At 73.7% G+C, this 15,849-nt stretch carries 18 protein-coding genes and 1 riboswitch; of the genes, 7 read left to right on the top strand and 11 right to left on the bottom strand.

Annotated features, from left to right (window positions below):
* Positions 1-31: 31 nt before the first annotated feature.
* Positions 32-394: an RNA-binding S4 domain-containing protein gene (locus tag DEJ29_RS07225; RefSeq protein ID WP_071405402.1), complete on the top strand. Its 363-nt coding sequence runs from the start codon at positions 32-34 to the stop codon at positions 392-394.
* Here DEJ29_RS07225 and DEJ29_RS07220 read toward each other — a convergent pair.
* The 5 genes from DEJ29_RS07220 to DEJ29_RS07200 form a co-directional block, all read right to left on the bottom strand.
* A complete protein-coding gene (locus DEJ29_RS07220; RefSeq protein ID WP_181438194.1) occupies positions 388-765 on the bottom strand; it encodes a hypothetical protein in 378 nt (125 codons plus the stop codon). The genes DEJ29_RS07225 and DEJ29_RS07220 overlap by 7 nt on opposite strands.
* A 100-nt stretch (positions 766-865) precedes the next feature.
* Positions 866-1,795, bottom strand: a complete 930-nt coding sequence (locus tag DEJ29_RS07215; RefSeq protein WP_071405400.1) for a J domain-containing protein — start codon at positions 1,793-1,795, stop codon at positions 866-868.
* 113 nt (positions 1,796-1,908) lie between these two features.
* Complete coding sequence (locus tag DEJ29_RS07210; RefSeq protein ID WP_111095033.1) at positions 1,909-2,985, bottom strand: winged helix DNA-binding domain-containing protein; 1,077 nt, start codon at positions 2,983-2,985, stop codon at positions 1,909-1,911.
* Positions 2,982-3,728 (bottom strand): phosphotransferase enzyme family protein, encoded by a 747-nt coding sequence (locus DEJ29_RS07205; protein WP_111095034.1) that lies wholly within the window; start codon positions 3,726-3,728, stop codon positions 2,982-2,984. Before DEJ29_RS07205 ends, DEJ29_RS07210 begins: the two co-directional genes overlap by 4 nt.
* Before the next feature lie 102 nt (positions 3,729-3,830).
* On the bottom strand, positions 3,831-4,799 hold the full coding sequence (locus DEJ29_RS07200; protein ID WP_111095035.1) for an NUDIX domain-containing protein: 969 nt from the start codon (positions 4,797-4,799) through the stop codon (positions 3,831-3,833).
* Positions 4,800-4,867: 68 nt separating this feature from the next.
* A riboswitch (TPP riboswitch) is annotated at positions 4,868-4,963 on the top strand.
* On the opposite strand from DEJ29_RS07200, the gene thiM reads away from it, so the two are divergent.
* The 3 genes from thiM to thiD all read left to right on the top strand — a co-directional run bounded on the left by thiM (position 4,952) and on the right by thiD (position 8,246).
* The gene (gene thiM / locus DEJ29_RS07195) at positions 4,952-5,818 is read left to right on the top strand and encodes a hydroxyethylthiazole kinase (RefSeq protein WP_181438195.1); all 867 of its coding nucleotides are present in this window, start codon (positions 4,952-4,954) and stop codon (positions 5,816-5,818) included. (Overlaps the previous riboswitch by 12 nt.)
* Positions 5,815-6,564 carry a thiamine phosphate synthase gene (thiE, locus tag DEJ29_RS07190; RefSeq protein ID WP_111095036.1) on the top strand — a complete coding sequence of 250 codons (750 nt, stop codon included), beginning with the start codon at positions 5,815-5,817 and terminating at the stop codon, positions 6,562-6,564. The genes thiM and thiE overlap by 4 nt, the downstream gene beginning before the upstream one ends.
* Positions 6,561-8,246: a bifunctional hydroxymethylpyrimidine kinase/phosphomethylpyrimidine kinase gene (gene thiD, locus DEJ29_RS07185; RefSeq protein ID WP_284174262.1), complete on the top strand. Its 1,686-nt coding sequence runs from the start codon at positions 6,561-6,563 to the stop codon at positions 8,244-8,246. Before thiE ends, thiD begins: the two co-directional genes overlap by 4 nt.
* A 103-nt stretch (positions 8,247-8,349) precedes the next feature.
* Here the strand turns inward: thiD and DEJ29_RS07180 are convergent, their stop codons facing one another.
* The 4 genes from DEJ29_RS07180 to DEJ29_RS07165 all read right to left on the bottom strand — a co-directional run bounded on the left by DEJ29_RS07180 (position 8,350) and on the right by DEJ29_RS07165 (position 10,189).
* A complete protein-coding gene (locus tag DEJ29_RS07180) occupies positions 8,350-8,859 on the bottom strand; it encodes a metallophosphoesterase family protein (RefSeq protein WP_111095037.1) in 510 nt (169 codons plus the stop codon).
* The gene (locus DEJ29_RS07175; RefSeq protein WP_051596672.1) at positions 8,856-9,326 is read right to left on the bottom strand and encodes a MarR family winged helix-turn-helix transcriptional regulator; all 471 of its coding nucleotides are present in this window, start codon (positions 9,324-9,326) and stop codon (positions 8,856-8,858) included. Before DEJ29_RS07175 ends, DEJ29_RS07180 begins: the two co-directional genes overlap by 4 nt.
* Before the next feature lie 83 nt (positions 9,327-9,409).
* A complete protein-coding gene (locus DEJ29_RS07170) occupies positions 9,410-9,871 on the bottom strand; it encodes a VOC family protein (protein WP_071405394.1) in 462 nt (153 codons plus the stop codon).
* A 21-nt stretch (positions 9,872-9,892) separates the two neighbouring features.
* Positions 9,893-10,189 carry a GNAT family N-acetyltransferase gene (locus DEJ29_RS07165; protein WP_027465216.1) on the bottom strand — a complete coding sequence of 99 codons (297 nt, stop codon included), beginning with the start codon at positions 10,187-10,189 and terminating at the stop codon, positions 9,893-9,895.
* A 76-nt stretch (positions 10,190-10,265) separates the two neighbouring features.
* Between DEJ29_RS07165 and DEJ29_RS07160 the strand changes: the two genes are divergently transcribed.
* Positions 10,266-10,901, top strand: a complete 636-nt coding sequence (locus DEJ29_RS07160) for an NADPH-dependent F420 reductase (RefSeq protein ID WP_071405392.1) — start codon at positions 10,266-10,268, stop codon at positions 10,899-10,901.
* A 148-nt stretch (positions 10,902-11,049) separates the two neighbouring features.
* Here DEJ29_RS07160 and DEJ29_RS07155 read toward each other — a convergent pair whose 3' ends face one another.
* Complete coding sequence (locus DEJ29_RS07155; protein ID WP_111095038.1) at positions 11,050-12,018, bottom strand: aldo/keto reductase; 969 nt, start codon at positions 12,016-12,018, stop codon at positions 11,050-11,052.
* Positions 12,019-12,115: 97 nt separating this feature from the next.
* On the opposite strand from DEJ29_RS07155, the gene DEJ29_RS07150 reads away from it, so the two are divergent.
* The gene (locus DEJ29_RS07150) at positions 12,116-13,363 is read left to right on the top strand and encodes a hypothetical protein (RefSeq protein ID WP_146248339.1); all 1,248 of its coding nucleotides are present in this window, start codon (positions 12,116-12,118) and stop codon (positions 13,361-13,363) included.
* A 169-nt stretch (positions 13,364-13,532) separates the two neighbouring features.
* On the opposite strand, the gene DEJ29_RS07145 is transcribed toward DEJ29_RS07150, so the two are convergent.
* Positions 13,533-14,390 (bottom strand): LysR substrate-binding domain-containing protein, encoded by an 858-nt coding sequence (locus tag DEJ29_RS07145; protein ID WP_071405389.1) that lies wholly within the window; start codon positions 14,388-14,390, stop codon positions 13,533-13,535.
* 136 nt (positions 14,391-14,526) lie between these two features.
* Between DEJ29_RS07145 and DEJ29_RS07140 the strand changes: the two genes are divergently transcribed.
* Positions 14,527-15,849, top strand: a complete 1,323-nt coding sequence (locus DEJ29_RS07140; RefSeq protein ID WP_110865086.1) for an MFS transporter — start codon at positions 14,527-14,529, stop codon at positions 15,847-15,849.

Raw genomic sequence — 15,849 nt, 5'->3', positions numbered from 1 at the left:
CCCCAGGGTACGGGCCGCCTAGAGTGTCGGCATGGAGAAGGCCCGGGTCGACAGCTGGATCTGGGCCGTCCGGATCACCAAGACCCGGTCGGCCGCGACCGCCGCGTGCAAGGCCGGTCACGTCCGGGTGAACGGGGAGCGCGCGAAGCCGGCGCAGCCGATCGGCCCCGGCGACGAGGTGCGGGTGCGCCAGAACGGCTTCGACCGGATCGTCATGGTGACCGGCATCATCCTGAAGCGGACGAGCGCCCCCGAGGCCGCGAAGCACTTCGAGGACAAGACCCCGCCGCGGCTGTCGAAGGAAGAGGCCGGGTTCGTCCCGATGCGTGATCGCGGCGCCGGACGGCCGAGCAAGCGGGAACGCCGCGACCTCGAGAAGCTCCGCGGCTACTGACGCTTCCCGGGCCCCGACCCGGGCACGTGGACATGGACCACGATCTCGAACGTGTCGGACTCGACCTCGATCCGTTCTCCGGTCCAGGGCACCTCGAGGTGCCCGTCGTCGTCCGGATCGGATCCGCCCAGCGCGCGACCGGACGGGATGCGGTGGACGGGGATGCGGGTGCCGTCCTCCGCGACGACGAGCAGATCGGCCACCCGACCACGGAACTCCGTGATGCCGAACGGGTCGTCGTGGTGCCGGGACTCGGCGAACCGCGGCGTCCTGCCGTACGCGGTGAACGCCGCCGTGGTCTGCCGTTCGTAGGCGGGCCCACAGCAGTCGTGCTCCCACCCGCCGACCACGACGACGACCTCCTTGCGCATGCCGTGATCGTACGACGCGTCGGACGGTGACGGTCGGAGCCCGGAGCCCGGAGCCCGGAGCCCGGGGCCAGCGCCACGCGTCAGGCCGCAGGCGTCAGGGTCAGACGAAGCGGACGGTCTGCTGCAGGCGGTCGCGGATCTCGAACACGTCGACGGAACCGGCCGGCGACCAGACGCCGTTCAGCACCTGGGCGAGCGCACTCCGGCGGACGACGAGCGCGGTGGGCTTCTTCGGGGAGCCGACGAGCTGCACGTCCTCGGTGACGGCGGCGTCCGGCACGACGAGCAGCCGCCCGGAGAACCGCACCCGGGTCTGCTTCTGCACGGCACGGGCGGCGCGGACGAGTTCCTTGACGGGTCGCTCCCCCGGCGCGAGCGTCTCGCCGACGATCTCGCCGTGCTCGACGCGGACCGGAGCGCCCCAGTCGATGGACTCGACGGCCCAGAGTCCGCTCGGGGTGAGGACGGCGTGGTCGAGCTTGCCCTCGGCTCCGGCGTCGAGGTCGTGCCACACCGTGACGCCGATCCCCATGTCGGAGACGATCAGCGCGGTCGCTTCTTCGGCCAGGGCCTCGGCGAGCAGGCGCCGGATGTGCCGCGGCGCGGAGCGGATGAGCGTGGGGTCGTAGGGGTCCTCGATGGGGTCGCCGAGCCCGACCCACTCGCGTTCGGCCTGCAGGAAGACCTCGCGCGACCGACCGCCGGGGTGTCCGTGGGACCGGGCCCGGGGGCGGGTGTCGCGACGCGCTGCCGGGGGCGCGTAGGCGTCGCGACCGGTGTCACCCCTGCCGGCGGTCGCCCCGGACGCGCCGTACGCGCGGGACCCGACGTCGTACGCCCGCCGGGCTGCCGGCGTGCCGATGCGCTCCCATGCGAGCTGGACCTGGCGGAAGCGCTGGGCGTCGCCGCCGAGGTCGGGGTGCGTCTCGCGGGCGGCCCGCCGGTAGGCACGGCGGAGCGCTTCGTCGTCAGCCGTCGCGGGGACGCCGAGGACTTCGTAGGGGGTGGCGTCGGCCGGGCTGTCCGTCATGGCCCTGCGACATTACCGGAGGCAGTGTCGGAGTCCGCCGCATGGTTGCTGGGTGCGGTCTGGAGGGGCGGTGCGGCCGGGCAGCCTCGGCACACGGTCCGCAGGTGGTCGCGTCAGACCACCGTGGTCGCGACGGGCGCACCGAGGAACGCCGCGTACCGCGCGGCCGCCGCCTCGAGCGCGCGGACCGATGCCGCGTCGAGGGCACCGAATTGTGTGACGGTGACGAGGTGCCCGGCCCGGCGCTCGGTGCGCTTCCAGGTGCCGACGACGCGACCCCGGACGACGGCCATCGGCAGGAACATGCCGTTGGCCCCGGGGACGACCCGGTCGGCGTGCGCCGGGTCGAGCTGCGCGGACCGGTCGGCGTACCCGAGCAGGTACTCGTCGAAGCCGGGGAGCAGGTGCCCGGTGGGGACGCGCGCGGCTGCCGGCCGGTCGGCGAGGTCGAGGAGCCCGTCGCCGAGGTCCTCCACCGCGTTCCCCGCCGCCGACCGCGCTCGGCGGAGGTCACCGAGCGGCAGCTTCGTCCAGCTCGCGGCGTCGGCCTCGGTCGCGGGGCCACGGCCGCGCAGGTACCCGAGCAGGACCCGGCGGAGGGCTTCGTCGCGGTCCGGCAGCTCAGCGGTGGCGGGTGCCCACTCGTTGAGCAGCACGAGCCCCTGCCCGACGCGGGCGGTGGGGCCCCAGGCGACGAGGCCCTCCTGCGCGAGCTGCAGGACCAGGTGGTAGCCGCGGCCTCCGGCCGGGTCGATGCCCGCAGCGCGGTACGCCGCGAACAGGTCGTCCCGGACCAGCGCACGACCACCGACCAGGGCCGCGATCGTCGCGTCCCGGGCCCGGCCGAGCAGGGCGTCGTCGATGCCGAGCTCGGCGGCGCGTCGGGCGATCGTGCGGAGCGTCCGCTCGGCGGTGAGCGAGAGCAGCAGGCGCAGGTCGTCGGACCGCAGGGCGTGCAGGGTGCCGCGCATCGGCCACGAGCGGACGAGTTCCCCGCGGTCGAAGGCCTCGCGGACGTCGTCCCGCGTCGATCCGGGAGCGCGGACCCCGATGGCCCAGAGCACCTGGCCGAGGTCCTGCCCCTGCACCGCCAGCATCCGCTCGACGACCTCGGTGGGTCGCAGCCCGGGCACCGCGATGCCCTGCGCCGCGAAGCGCGCCGTGCGGAGCCGCGCGGGGCTGGTGGTCACGCGACGGCGGCGGTGACGGCGTCGGCGTGCTGCTCCAGGTAGGCGACGTCGGCGCGGTACAGGTCGGCGTGGCCGTGCTGCAGGTCGCTGACGAACTTCGGGTTGCCGGCGGCGGCCTCGTGCTCGATCGTCGTGACCAGGGCGACGAGGGACGCGATCATCGTCTCGGCCAGGACGCCCCGGGAGCGGTCGTCGAGGGCGTAGGCGCGGCAGAACTCGGCGGCCCGCGCGAGCCGCTCGTCGAGGTCGGGGGCGGTCGATCCCTCGACAGCGCCGGTGGTGAACGGCGCGAACCGGTAGACGGCACTCGCGACGTCCCAGACGCGGGGCCCGGGGTGGGCGGTGTCGAAGTCGATCAGGCCGACGGCGGCGATGCCGTCGTAGACGCAGTTGTACGGGGCGAAGTCGCCGTGCACGATCGTCTCGACGGGGGCACGGTCGGCCTGCGACCAGAGGTCGTCGGTGGCGCTGCGCGGGAAGCTGGCGGCAGCGTCGTGGAACTGGCGGAGCAGGCGGGCGCTGGTGACGAGGGCGGCCTCGCTGGCGATGTCCTCGGTCCAGGGGTACTCGCCCGCGACACCGGGCACGAACGAGACCGTCTCGAGGGTGTCACCGAGGGCGATCGGTTCGGGGGCTGCGACGAACCCCTGCTCGTGCAGGTGGGCGAGCAGCCGGTGCACCGTGGGGGTCCACGGCCCGGCGGGGCGGTGGACTCGGTCGTCGGCCCTGGTGATGCGCTCCAAGGGGAACCTCCTGCGTGTTGCGTCTCCGTTGACGGAGGGTCAGCGTACCGGCAGCGACCGACGGCCGCTCGGTCACCATCCGGAACACGGCGGTCCAGGCGGCTACAGCTGGTCGCGCAACCAGGACGGCCCGTGGACGACCGCGCCGAGGGCCTCGACGCGGTCGCGGAGTTCGCGGTCGGCCGTCACGACGACGACCGGCCCGTCGCCGGCCTGCACCGCGGCCCGCGCGGACTCGACGATGGCGTCGTCGCCGGAGGCCGGAGCACGGACGACGTCGACGGCGCCGGTGGCGGCGCCGGTGGCGGCGCCGAGGCCCGCGCCGGCACCGCGATCCGTGTCGGCACCGCGGTCTGCACGAGCACCGCCCACGTCTGCGGCGGCCCGGGCCTCTCCCTCGAGCACCACGGTCCACCGCGGCCACCACCGTGCGAACGGCAGGTCGAGCAACGATGCGGAGACACCGCCCGCGGCGAGCGCCGACACCTGTGCGAGCAGGCGTGACGCGGCGCCGGCTCGGTCCTTCCACCAGCCGTCGGGCACGCTGCCGACGACGTTCGCCGCGTCGACGACGACGTGCGGGGTGGTCGCGACCGTGGCGCGGAGCGCCGGCCACGACCTGCCGAACCCGGGGTGCAGGGGCAGGTCGTCGACCTGGTCGATCGGGATCCACGACAGCGCGAGGCTCTCGCGGTCGGCGATGACGGGTTCGAAGGGTCGGGAGGCGCGCCCGACGACGGTCGTGTAGGTCCAGAACCCCAGGTCGAGCAGCGCGGTGTGGCGCAGGGTGATCGCGTCGTCGGGGACGCCGGCCTCTTCGGCGGACTCGCGGAGGGCGGCGGTCACGGCTGCTTCGCCCTGGTGCCGTGCGCCGCCGGGGATGCCCCAGGTGCCGCCGTGGTGGCTCCACTCGACGCGGTGTTGCAGGAGCACGCGGCCGGCGCCGTCGTCGACGAGCAGGCCGGCGGCGCCGAAGCGTCCCCACGCCCTGGTGCCGTCGGGGCCGACCGCCCAGGCGTCGCCGGGATCGCGGGGGCCGGGTGGGGGCCCGGGGGGCGTTGCATCTGGCACGGTCCAACCCTGGCACACGGTGCCCGGAGCGGGCCTCGAAGTGGTCACCGGGCGTCGTGTACGGTGTCGCTCGAGACACGGGGTGCCGCATCCAGCGGCTGAGATCACACCCGTCGAACCTGCTCGAGCTCGTACTCGCGAAGGGATCGTCCATGGAAACCGCTGCGCCCTCCCCTGCCTGGGCCCACCGAACCGCCGAACTGCTCGAGGCCGTGCGTGCCCGGGCGCCGCTGGTGCAGTGCATCACGAACACCGTGGTGCAGAACGTCACGGCGAACGTGCTGCTCGCACTCGGGGCCTCGCCCGCGATGGTCGACGTGCCGACCGAGGCGGGGCCGTTCGCCCGCGTCGCCGATGCCCTGCTGGTGAACACCGGTACCCCGCACGCCGAACCGCGGGTCGCCGCGCTCGAGGCCGTGCACGCCGCCCGTGACGCGGGGACCCCGTGGGTCCTCGATCCGGTGGCGGTCGGCTCGCTGCCGGTGCGGACCGCCCTGGCGCGCGATCTGCTCGCGCTGCGCCCGACGGTGCTGCGGGGCAACGCGTCCGAGGTGCTCGCCCTGCTCGGCGACTCGGCCGGTGGCCGCGGGGTCGACAGCACGGTGGGCACGGAGGACGCCCGGGTCGCGTCCGTCGCCGCTTCGGACGGGAGGCTCGTGGCCGCGGTGGCCGTGTCGGGTGCGGTCGACCTGCTGGTCGCGCCCGGCATCGGTGTGGTCCGGGTCGCGAACGGGACCGACCTGCTGACGCGGATCACCGGTGGCGGGTGTGCGCTCGGCGCGGTCGTCGCCGCGTTCACGTCGGTCGCGCCGGAGGACGCGGGTGCCGCTGCCGTCGCCGCCACCGCCGTGCACACGATCGCCGCGGAGCTCGCGGCGCGGGATGCCGGTGGGCCGGGGACCTTCCAGCCGCTGTTCCTCGACCGGCTCGCGTCGCTGACCCCGGAGGACGTCGTCCGCGAGGCCCGGATCACGGTCGAGACGACTCCGGTGGTCGATGCCCGGGCGGTGTCGGCATGAGCGGGCTGCAGTCTGCGGGGTTCGGCGTCTACCTGGTGACCGACGGCGCTCTGGCCGACCGGCACGGCATCGGGGTGCTCGGGGTCGTCCCTGCCGCCGTGCACGCCGGGGTCCGGATCGTGCAGGTGCGGGACAAGGACGCCTCGGCGCGTGACCTGCTCGCCCTGACCGCCGCGGTCGCCGGCGCCGTCGGGGACCGTGCGACGGTGGTGGTCGACGACCGGCTCGACGTCGCCCTCGCCGCACGGCACGCGGGACACCGGGTCGCGGGCGTGCACCTCGGCCAGTCCGACGTCCCCGTCACCGCTGCCCGTGCCCTGCTCGGCGCGGACGCCCACGTCGGTCTCACCGCGAACACGCTCGCGCACCTGGCTGCCGTCGAGCGACTCCCCCGCGGCACCTTGGACCTGCTCGGCGTCGGGGTCGTGCACCCCACGGCGACGAAGGCGGACCACCCGCCGGCGCTCGGCCACGACGGGTTCGCCCGGCTGGCCGCCGCGACCGACGTGCCGTGCGTGGCGATCGGTGGGGTGACCCTCGACGACGTCGCGCCGCTCCGGGCTGCCGGTGCCGCGGGCGTCGCGATCGTGTCGGGCATCTGCGCCGCAGCCGACCCCGGATCCGCGGCGGCGGCGTACGTGGCCGCGTGGGGCCCTGGACCCGGCCACGGGACGGAGGCGAGGCCGTCAGATGCCGGCGATCCGTCCCTCCAGGCCGACGCCACGCACCACGGGGCGGACGCATGAGCGTCCCACGGGTGCTGACCATCGCCGGGACCGACCCGACGGGCGGGGCCGGGATGCAGGCGGACCTCAAGGCGATCGCCGCGCACGACGGGTACGGGATGGGGGTCGTGACGGCGCTCGTCGCGCAGAACACGCACGGGGTGCGGTCGGTGCACGTGCCGGACGTCGGGTTCCTGCGGGAACAGCTCGACGCGGTGTCGGACGACGTCGTGGTCGACGCGGTGAAGATCGGGATGCTCGGCACCGCCGACGTCGTGCGGGTCGTGACGGACTGGCTGCGGGAGCACCGGCCGCCGGTGGTCGTCGTCGACCCGGTGATGGTGGCGACGAGCGGGGACCGGCTGCTCGACGAGGACGCAGCCTCGGCGATGGGTGCGCTGTTCGGGCTCGCCGACCTGGTGACGCCGAACGGGGCCGAGCTCGTGGTGCTGGCGGAACTGGCCGGGTCCGGTGTGCCCGGTCGTGGTGCGTCGGCGTCGGCTTCGTCGCTGGCGGCGGCGCGTGCGGTGGCGGCGCGCTGGGACGTCCTGGTGCTGGCGAAGGGCGGGCACGACGAGGGGCCGACCTCGGACGACGTGCTCGTGGCACCGGACGGCACCGTGCGGGTGTTCACCGGTCCCCGGGTCACGACGACGAACACGCACGGCACCGGGTGCTCGCTCTCCAGTGCGATCGCGACGCTCGCCGCGCGGCACGGCGACTGGGAACTCGCGGTCGGCGTGGCGAAGGAGTGGCTGACGGCGGCGCTGCGCGGGGCCGACGCACTGTCGGTCGGGAGCGGCAACGGCCCGGTCGACCACGGGGCGCAGGCGCGATCAGCCCTGCCGGCGCTGTCGTACACGGACGTGTGGTGGGCGGATGCGGCGTCGGTGCTGCAGGAGACGATCGGCTGCGCGTTCCTGGTGGGGCTCCGGGACGGGACGCTCGAGCCGGAGGTGTTCGCGGGCTACCTGGCGCAGGACGTCCACTACCTGCGGGCGTACGAGCGGCACCTGGCGGCACTCGGGGTCGGTGCGCGCGGTGCTGGTACTGCTGGCGATGCTGCTGCGTTCTGGGCGGCGGCTGCGCAGGGGTGTGCCGACGAGGCGCGCGACCTGCACCACCGTCGGCTGGCCGATTCGCACGCCGACGATCCCGTGCACCCCACGTGTGCCGGGTACCTCGCGCACCTACAGCAGGCCGCCGACTCCGGCTCCCGTGCGGTGCTCGCCGCCGCGGTGCTGCCCTGCTTCCGGGTCTACGCCTGGGTCGGGTCGCAGCTCGGGGTCGCGCCGGACGGGCACGCCTTCGCGGACTGGATCACGGCGTACGGTGACCCGGGGTTCGCGGCGTCGAGCGCCGAGGCGACCCGGCTCGTCGAGGAGGCAGCCCGTGCGGCGACACCCGACGAGCGGGGGCGGATGGCGCGGGCGTTCCGGCGTTCGGCGGAGTGGGAGCTCGCGTTCTTCCGGATGCCGACGGCAGGGGCTGCTGGTGCCGGGGCCACCGCGGCTGCGGGCGACGCGGTCACGGCGGGCGGTGCGGTCGGTGCCGCCGCGGCTGCGGGCGACGCGGTCACGGCGGGCGGTGCGGTCGGTGCCGCCGCGGCTGCGGGCGACGCGGTCACGGCGGGCGGTGCGGTCGGTGCCGCCGCGGCTGCGGGCGACGCGGTCGGTGCCGCCGAAGCGACACTGCTGCACTGACGGCCGTCGAACACCCCGCGAAAGCGACAGATGTCCGGAGAAGTTCCGCGGGGATCTGTCGCTTTCGGGAACGGGGCGCGCCGACACAGGCCGGCGACCTGGGCTAGCGGGCGACCGGGGGCAGCCGCACCAGTTCGACGGAGAGCTCGGCACCGTTGACCGTGCCGCGCATCCACGTGTGGTCGGGCTGGCGACGGCGGTCGGTCGGCGAACCGGGGTTGAGCAGGCGCATCCCCGACGGCGCCACGGTGTCCCACGGGATGTGCGAGTGGCCGAAGACGAGCACGTCGGTGTCCGGGTACTCGGCGTCCATCCGGCGCTCCCGACCGGTCGACGCCCCGGTCTCGTGCACCAGGGCGAAGCGCAGGTCCTCGACACCGAACCGGGCGACGAGCGGCAGCCGGTCGTCGAACTCCGGACCGTCGTTGTTGCCCCGCACGCCTTCGAAGCGGCTGGACCGCGCCTGCACGGCGTCGAGGGTGGCCAGGTCGACCCAGTCCCCCGCGTGCACCACGAGGTCGGCCGCGTCGACGTCGTGCCACAGTCCGGGCGGCAGGTCCTTCGCGCGTTTCGGCAGGTGCGTGTCGGACAGCAGGACGAACGACGTCGTCACGACTCGGTGGGTGCCGGCATCGGGAGCCCGGCCTCGTCCGAGGCGCCGAGGCGCTCCAGCAGCCCGGCGAGCAGTGCGATGTCGTCGTCCGACCAGTCGGCGAGCCGTTCGTCGAGCGCGTCCCGGTGCAGCTGCACCGACCGCTCGAGCGCGGCGCGGCCGGCGTCGGTCGCCTCGAGCGGCTTCGCGTTGCCGCTGCCGCCGTCGGTCGTCCGCACCAGTCCGGTCGCGAGGAGCCCGGACAGCTGCCGCGAGATCGTCGAACGGTTCAGGCGCAGGTAGCGGGCGATGTCGATGGCCATGCAGCCCGGGTGCTGGACGACGAAGTCGACGAGGGACTGGTCGACGACGCTCAACACCTGGTCGGAGCCGCGGGCACGGATGCTCGCCCGACGGGTGATGCGGGCGAGCTCCGTGTACGCCCGGCTGATGTCGCTGTTGCGGACCCTCGAACTCGGGTGGTCCATGGTGGCTCCAGCCTGTCTGTGCCGGCGCCGGCCGGCGGTCTTCTGGTCCGGTCACACTACCGGCGGGTCCGCGGAGAGTGGGGTCAGCGACCGGCCGCGGCAGCCTGCAGTGCGGGGATGTCCAACTTGACCATCTGCATCATGGCCTCGAACACGCGGGCGTTGGCCTCCGGATCACCCGATCCGCTCATCAGCTCCCCCAGCATCGACGGGGTCACCTGCCACGCCAGACCCCAGCGGTCGGTCAACCACCCGCACGCCGTCGGGCTCCCGCCGTCGGCGAGCAGGGCGTCCCACAGCCGGTCGAGCTCGTCCTGCGTGTCCACGTCGATCTGGAACGAGACGGCGTCGGTGTGCGGGTGCCCGGGGCCGCCGTTCATCGCGCGGTACGGGGCACCGAGCAACGTGAACTCGACGACGAGCGCACGGCCGTCGGGCATCCGGCTCACGCTGTCGACGTGACTGTCGGGGAACAGTCCGACGTAGTACTCGGCCGCTTGTTCGGCCTGGTCGTCGTACCAGAGGAACGGGGTGATGGTGGGCACGGGAGCCCCTTCGTTCGGTGCTCAGTCCGCGGCGCTGCGGCTGAGCAGGTCGGCTTTCTCGGGGTGTTCGTCGAACCACTTGCCGACGAACCAGCACATCGGGACGATGCGCTTCGTGGTCGACGACTCGACGTCGGCGACGGCGTACTCGACGAGCTGCGCCGCGTAGCCGTGGCCGCGGTGCTTCGGGACCGTGTAGGTGTGCGGGAAGGCAACCGCGTCACCGTTCACCCGGTAGTCGAGCACGCTCACGAGCTCGCCGCCGACGTACATCGCGTAGCGGTCCTGGTCGGTCTCGTCGCGGAACTCGTGGTCCATGCCGCCATCATGCTCCCGGCGGGGCGTTCGCGCCTCCCGGGGAATGCACGACGGCGGGCAGCGTTGCAGGGACACCATGACAACCATCGGAATCATCGGCGCCGGCAACATCGGATCCCAGCTCGCACGACTCGCGGTACGGAACGGCCACCAGGTCGTCATCGCGAATTCCCGCGGCCCGGAGACCCTGACCGACCTGGTCACGGAACTCGGCGACGGCGCACGCGCAGCGACCCGCGACGAGGCAGCCGCAGCGGGCGAGATCGTCGTCGTGACGGTGCCGCTCGCCGCGATCGAGACGATCCCCGTCGAGCCCCTCGTCGGCAAGGTCGTCATCGACACGAACAACTACTACTGGGAGCGCGACGGCCACATCGCCGCCCTCGACGACCAGTCCACGACCACGGCCGAGATGCTGCAGGACCACCTGCCCGGCGCCCGTGTCGTGAAGGCGTTCAACCACATCGGCGCCGACGACCTGACCGGCCACGCGACGCCCGCCGGCACCCCTGATCGTCGTGCCCTGGTCATCGCCGGCGACGACGACTCCGCCAAGCAGACCGTCGCCGAGCTCATCGACGCGTTCGGCTTCGACGTCGTCGACGCCGGACCGCTCGCCGAGGGCTGGCGCATCCAGCGAGACACCCCCGGCTACGGCCCGCGGATGACCGCCGCCGAGCTGCGCGACGCCCTGGCCGCCGCGACGCGCTAGTCCGCAGCGCCGCGCGGCACCGCACCGCCGCTGTACCGCGCCGCCGACGCCGTTTCGCGCTGAGCGACACCTCACGGGCTCCGCAGCCCGTGACCTGTCGCTCAGCGCGAAACAACCGGGCGCGAAACCACCCGGCGCGAAGGCCCGCTCAGGCCCGGTCGAAGATCGTCGTCATGTCGGCGATGTCGTCCTCGGTCGGCGTCCACGTTGTGCCGGCCTCGACGTTCTGCGTGATCTGCTCCGGCTTCGTCGCCCCCGCGATGACGCTCGACAGCCCCGGCTGCGCCAGGAGCCACGCGAACGTCGCCTGCAGCATCGTCACACCCCGGTCGTCGCAGAACCGCTGGTAGTCGTCGAGCACGTCCCACGGGGCGTCCTCGAGCACCTGCGGCTTCGAGGTCGTCAGCCGACCGTCGGCCGGGCCGCCCGCCTTCGTGTACTTGCCGGTGAGCAGCCCGTTGTACAGCGGGAAGAACGGCAGGAACCCGAGCGCGTACGCCCGCACGGCCGGCAGGACCTCGGCCTCGGCATGCCGGGCGAGCGGGCTGTACTCGTTCTGCGCGGACACGAACGCGGTGGTGCCGGCGATCGATGCGGTGAGCTCGGCCTCGGCGATCTGCCACCCCGCGAAGTTCGAGTGCCCGACGTACCGGATCTTGCCCTCGCGGACCAGGTCGTCGAGGACCGACAGGGTCTCCTCGATCGGGGTCACCTCGTCGGGCCGGTGCATCTGGTACAGGTCGATCCAGTCCGTGCCGAGGCGGCGGAGCGACGACTCGACCGCGAGCCGCACGTACCGGCGGGACCCGCGGACGCCCCAGTCCGGGCCGTTCGCGCCCTGCATGTCCATGCCGAACTTCGTGGCGAGGACGATCTCGTCGCGGCGGCCGCGGATCGAGCGTCCGAGCATCTCCTCGGACATGCCCGGCACGCCGCCGTACATGTCCGCGGTGTCGAAGAGCGTCACCCCGGCGTCCAGGGCCGCAGCGACGACGGCGTCGGTGCCCTCCTGCGACTCGGACGCGGTTCCCCGCCGCCCGAAGTTGTTGCAGCCGAGGCCGACGGTGGAGACGACGAGCCCCGAGGGGCCCAGCGGACGGTGTTCGATTCCGGTCATCACCCGAACGTACCGGCGACCCCGAACTGGGGCTGCGATCCACACAGCGGTTGCCGCTACAACTGAGCATGGATCAGTCGACGGAAGGAGCGCCGCAGTGGCAGCGCATCGCATGCCCGAATCGGACCGGCCCCGTCGGCCCGTCCCGGCCTGGGTGACCGCGCCGCCCGTCGACGAGGTCGCGCCCGAGCGGGTCGCCGCCGCCGGTCACGTGAACGCCTCCGGCCGGGAGGCCCGCCCCACCCCCGCCTCGTCACGCGCCGCCCACGCGGCGCCGGTCCCACCGACCACGGTCGCCCCGGCAGGGAACGCCGCGGCTGAGCAGGCACCCGCCGCGCATGTGCCGGTCGCGCACGCACCGACGTCCGAGCCCGCGTCGATCGCCGCCCTGGTCGAAGCCGACGCCCCGGTGCCCGACTTCCCGCCGCAGCAGGACCTGCTGCCCCCGGCCCCGACGTCGCCGAACGTGCACACCGTGCCGTTCGAGACCCCCGCGGTGCCGCCGTCGTCGGTCGTCCCCGCCTCCGGGCTCGTGGTGCCGGTCTCCCCGGTCGCCGCCGCACCCGCCTCGGCGGACGCCGCACCACTCGTCGCGCCGCTCACCACCCCCTCGCCGGAGGCGTCCCCGGCAGCGCCGACCGCCACACCCGCGGTGCCCGTCGCCGGACAGCCCCGGTTCTCGGTGCCCGGCCTCGAACACGTGGTCGTCGAGGGCACCGAACCCGAGCCCGTCGGCCCGATCGGCTACCGGACGCCCCGACGCTTCGCCCACCAGCAGGCCGCCGCACGGTCGGCCGCACCAGCACCCGCAGCCGCGGGGTCGTTCGACGCCGTGCTGCACGCGGCGCCGACCACCGCCGCTCCCGGCGGCACCGCCGTCGCGACCCCGAAGGCCCGGGCGACCACGGCTCTGGTCGCACCCACCCCGGTGCCGCAGGGTGCCGGCGGGGGCGAGGCGGGCCTCCCGACCGAACTGCTCGACCAGCCCGTGGCCGCAGCCGCCCTGCCAGAGCCACGCCGTGCGCTCGGTGCGACCGCCGGCGCAGTGCTCGGCGCCGTCGCCGGGATCGCGACGATCGGTCTGGCGGCCTGGTGGTTCACCGCTCCCGCGATCGTGCACGGCGTCGGCGTGGTGCTCGGACTGCTCGCGTTGGTGCTCTCGATCGTGACACTTCGCGACCGGACGGCCACGTGGCAGCGGCCGGTCGCGCTGCTCGGCGCCGTGCTCGGTGGCGTCGGCACGATCGTGCTGCTGTGGGCGGTCGCGGCGGCGCTGCTGCCGCTCGCGGGCGTGACGCTGCCGGACGTCACCGGCACCGGCACGACCCCGACGCTCGCCCCGTAGCGCGGCGAGCGCTCAGACGCCGTCGTCTCGGCAGGACGCCGCGTCGACGTCGAGACGCCCCCGAAAGTCGCGGCGTCTCGACGGCTCGGCGGTGTCGAGACAACACGCCGGCGTCTCGTCGCGCTCTCCATCCCGGAACACGCCGGCGTCTCGCCGCCCATGCACGCGCTCAGACGGCGCGGACGACCCCGCGGGACAGGATCGCGTTCGTCAGCGCGTCGATCGGCTCCCGCTGCACCGTCGGGTTCGCGATGAGGACGTAGTCCACCGCAGGCAGGTCCGGCAGCCCGAGCCGCTGCGACACCTTCACCAGGTCGGCCGGGATCAGCGAGTGCGGGAACACCGCGACGCCGATGCCCGCGCGCACCGCGGCGAGCACCCCGTTGACGTCGCGGGTGTTGCAGGTGATCCGCCAGGTGCGGCCGGCGGCCTCGAGGGCGTCGATCGCCATCTGCCGGCTGATGCTCGGCGCCTGGTACGCGATCAGCGGGACGGGTTCGCCGGGTTCCAGGGCGATGCCGTCCTGCGCCATCCACACCATCTGGTCGGTGGCGACCCGGGTGCCCTCGGCGGACTCCCCCGCCGTCTGCTTGATGAACACCAGGTCGAGCTGGCCGGCGTGCACCCGGCGGAGCAGCGGTGCCGACTGGTTCACCGTGAGCTCGAGGTTCACCTGCGGGTGCAGCCGTCGGAAGTCCCGCAGGATCCGCGGCAGCTGGGTGATGGCGAGGTCGTCCGCCGCCCCGAACCGCAGCCGCCCGCGGGTGGCCGCGCCGGAGAAGTAGGCGTCGGCGGTGGCGTGCGCGGCGAGGATCGTCCGTGCGAACCCGGCCATAGCGTCCCCGTTGTCGGTCAGGGCGACGCCGCGGGTGTCCCGGGCGACCAGGGTGCGCGCCACCGCGGTCTCCAGGCGCCGGACGTGCTGGGACACCGTCGGCTGGCTGATGCCGAGCCGGGTGCCGGCCTGCGTGAAGCTGCCGGTCTCCGCCACGGCCAGGAACGTCTGCAACAGGACCGGATCGAGCACGTCGCGCCTTCCGTCGGTGCGACCTCATTCGACATCGCAATGGAGTGATAGCCACCATAGGGGTATCGAATGGCCCGGCGCCACGTAGTTTCGTTGGGGTACCAGATCCACACCGACGTCCGGAGAACCCCGCACCGTGAGCGCGTCACCGACGACCCTCCCCCCGCCCACCGAACCGCTCCCGATCCAGGCCACGCGACCGCCGTGGCGCCACACGCTCATCGCCCTGTCCGTGCCGAACTTCCGGCTGTTCACGGCGACCAACCTGGTGGCGATGACCGCCGGCTGGATGCAGCGCATCGCGCAGGACTGGCTCGTGCTGCAGCTGACCGGGTCGGTCGCGCAGGTCGGCATCACGGTCGCCTGCCAGTTCGCGCCGATGCTGCTGTTCGGGCTGCTCGGCGGCGTCCTGGTCGACCGGTTCTCGAAGCGCGCGCTCATGATGATCACGCAGGGAGCCTTCGCGGTGCTGTCCGCGCTGCTCGCCGTCCTGACACTCGCCGGCGTCGTCGAGGCGTGGCACATCTGGGTGATCGCGTTCCTGGTCGGCATGGTCACCGTGATCGACAACCCGGCACGGCAGGTGTTCGTCACCGAGATCGTCGGGCACAAGCACCTGCGGAACGCCATCAGCGTGAACTCGTCGGTGTTCCAGCTGGGCGGCATGATCGGTCCGGCACTGTCCGGTGCCCTGCTCGTCGCGGTCGGCGCGGGGTGGTCGTTCGGCGTGAACGCGATCGCCTGCGTCGCCGTCGTCGTGACGCTCGGGTTCCTGAAGGTCTCCGAACTGCACCGCACACCCCCGGCGCCCCGCGGCAAGGGGCAGCTCGTGGAGGGCCTGCGTTACGCCGTGCACAAGCCGACGATCATCGTGCCGGTGATCCTCGTCGCGTTCTTCTCGGTGTTCGCGCTGACGATGCCCGTGCTGCTGTCCGCCTTCGCGTCACAGGTGTACGACGTCGGCGCTGGCGGCTACGGGGTGTTCAACTCCGCCGTGGCGATCGGCGCCCTGGTCGGTGCACTGCTCTCCACCCGGAGGGCCGTCGTCCGGCTCCGCACCATCGTCGGCGGGGTGTTCTGGACGGGCGTGCTGCTCGTCGTATCCGGGTCGATCCCGGCGATCGCACCGTTCACCGTCGCGCTCGTGGCGGTGGGGATGTCGCAGCTGCTGTTCCAGACCGCGTCGAACTCGCTCGTGCAGCTGTCGTCGAACGTGGCGATCCGCGGCCGGGTGATGTCGCTCTACGTCCTCGTGCTGCTCGGTGGACAGGCGATCGGCGGACCGCTGATGGGCCAGATCGTCGACCGCTTCGGTGCGCACGTGGGGATGATGGTCGCCGGAGGCGTGCCTGCTGCTGCCGCCGCCGTGATCGCGCTCGTGCTCGCCCGCCGGGGCGGCCTGCACCTGGCGGTGCGGATGCGCCACCACCTGCCGGTGCCGGCGATCGTTGCGCACTGA

Origin of the sequence: Curtobacterium sp. MCPF17_021, assembly GCF_003234605.2 — a bacterium.
In the GTDB taxonomy this organism is placed as follows: Bacteria; Actinomycetota; Actinomycetes; order Actinomycetales; family Microbacteriaceae; genus Curtobacterium; species Curtobacterium flaccumfaciens.
Note: the sequence above shows the minus strand (reverse complement) of the source record. Positions and strands in the feature narration are given on the sequence as shown.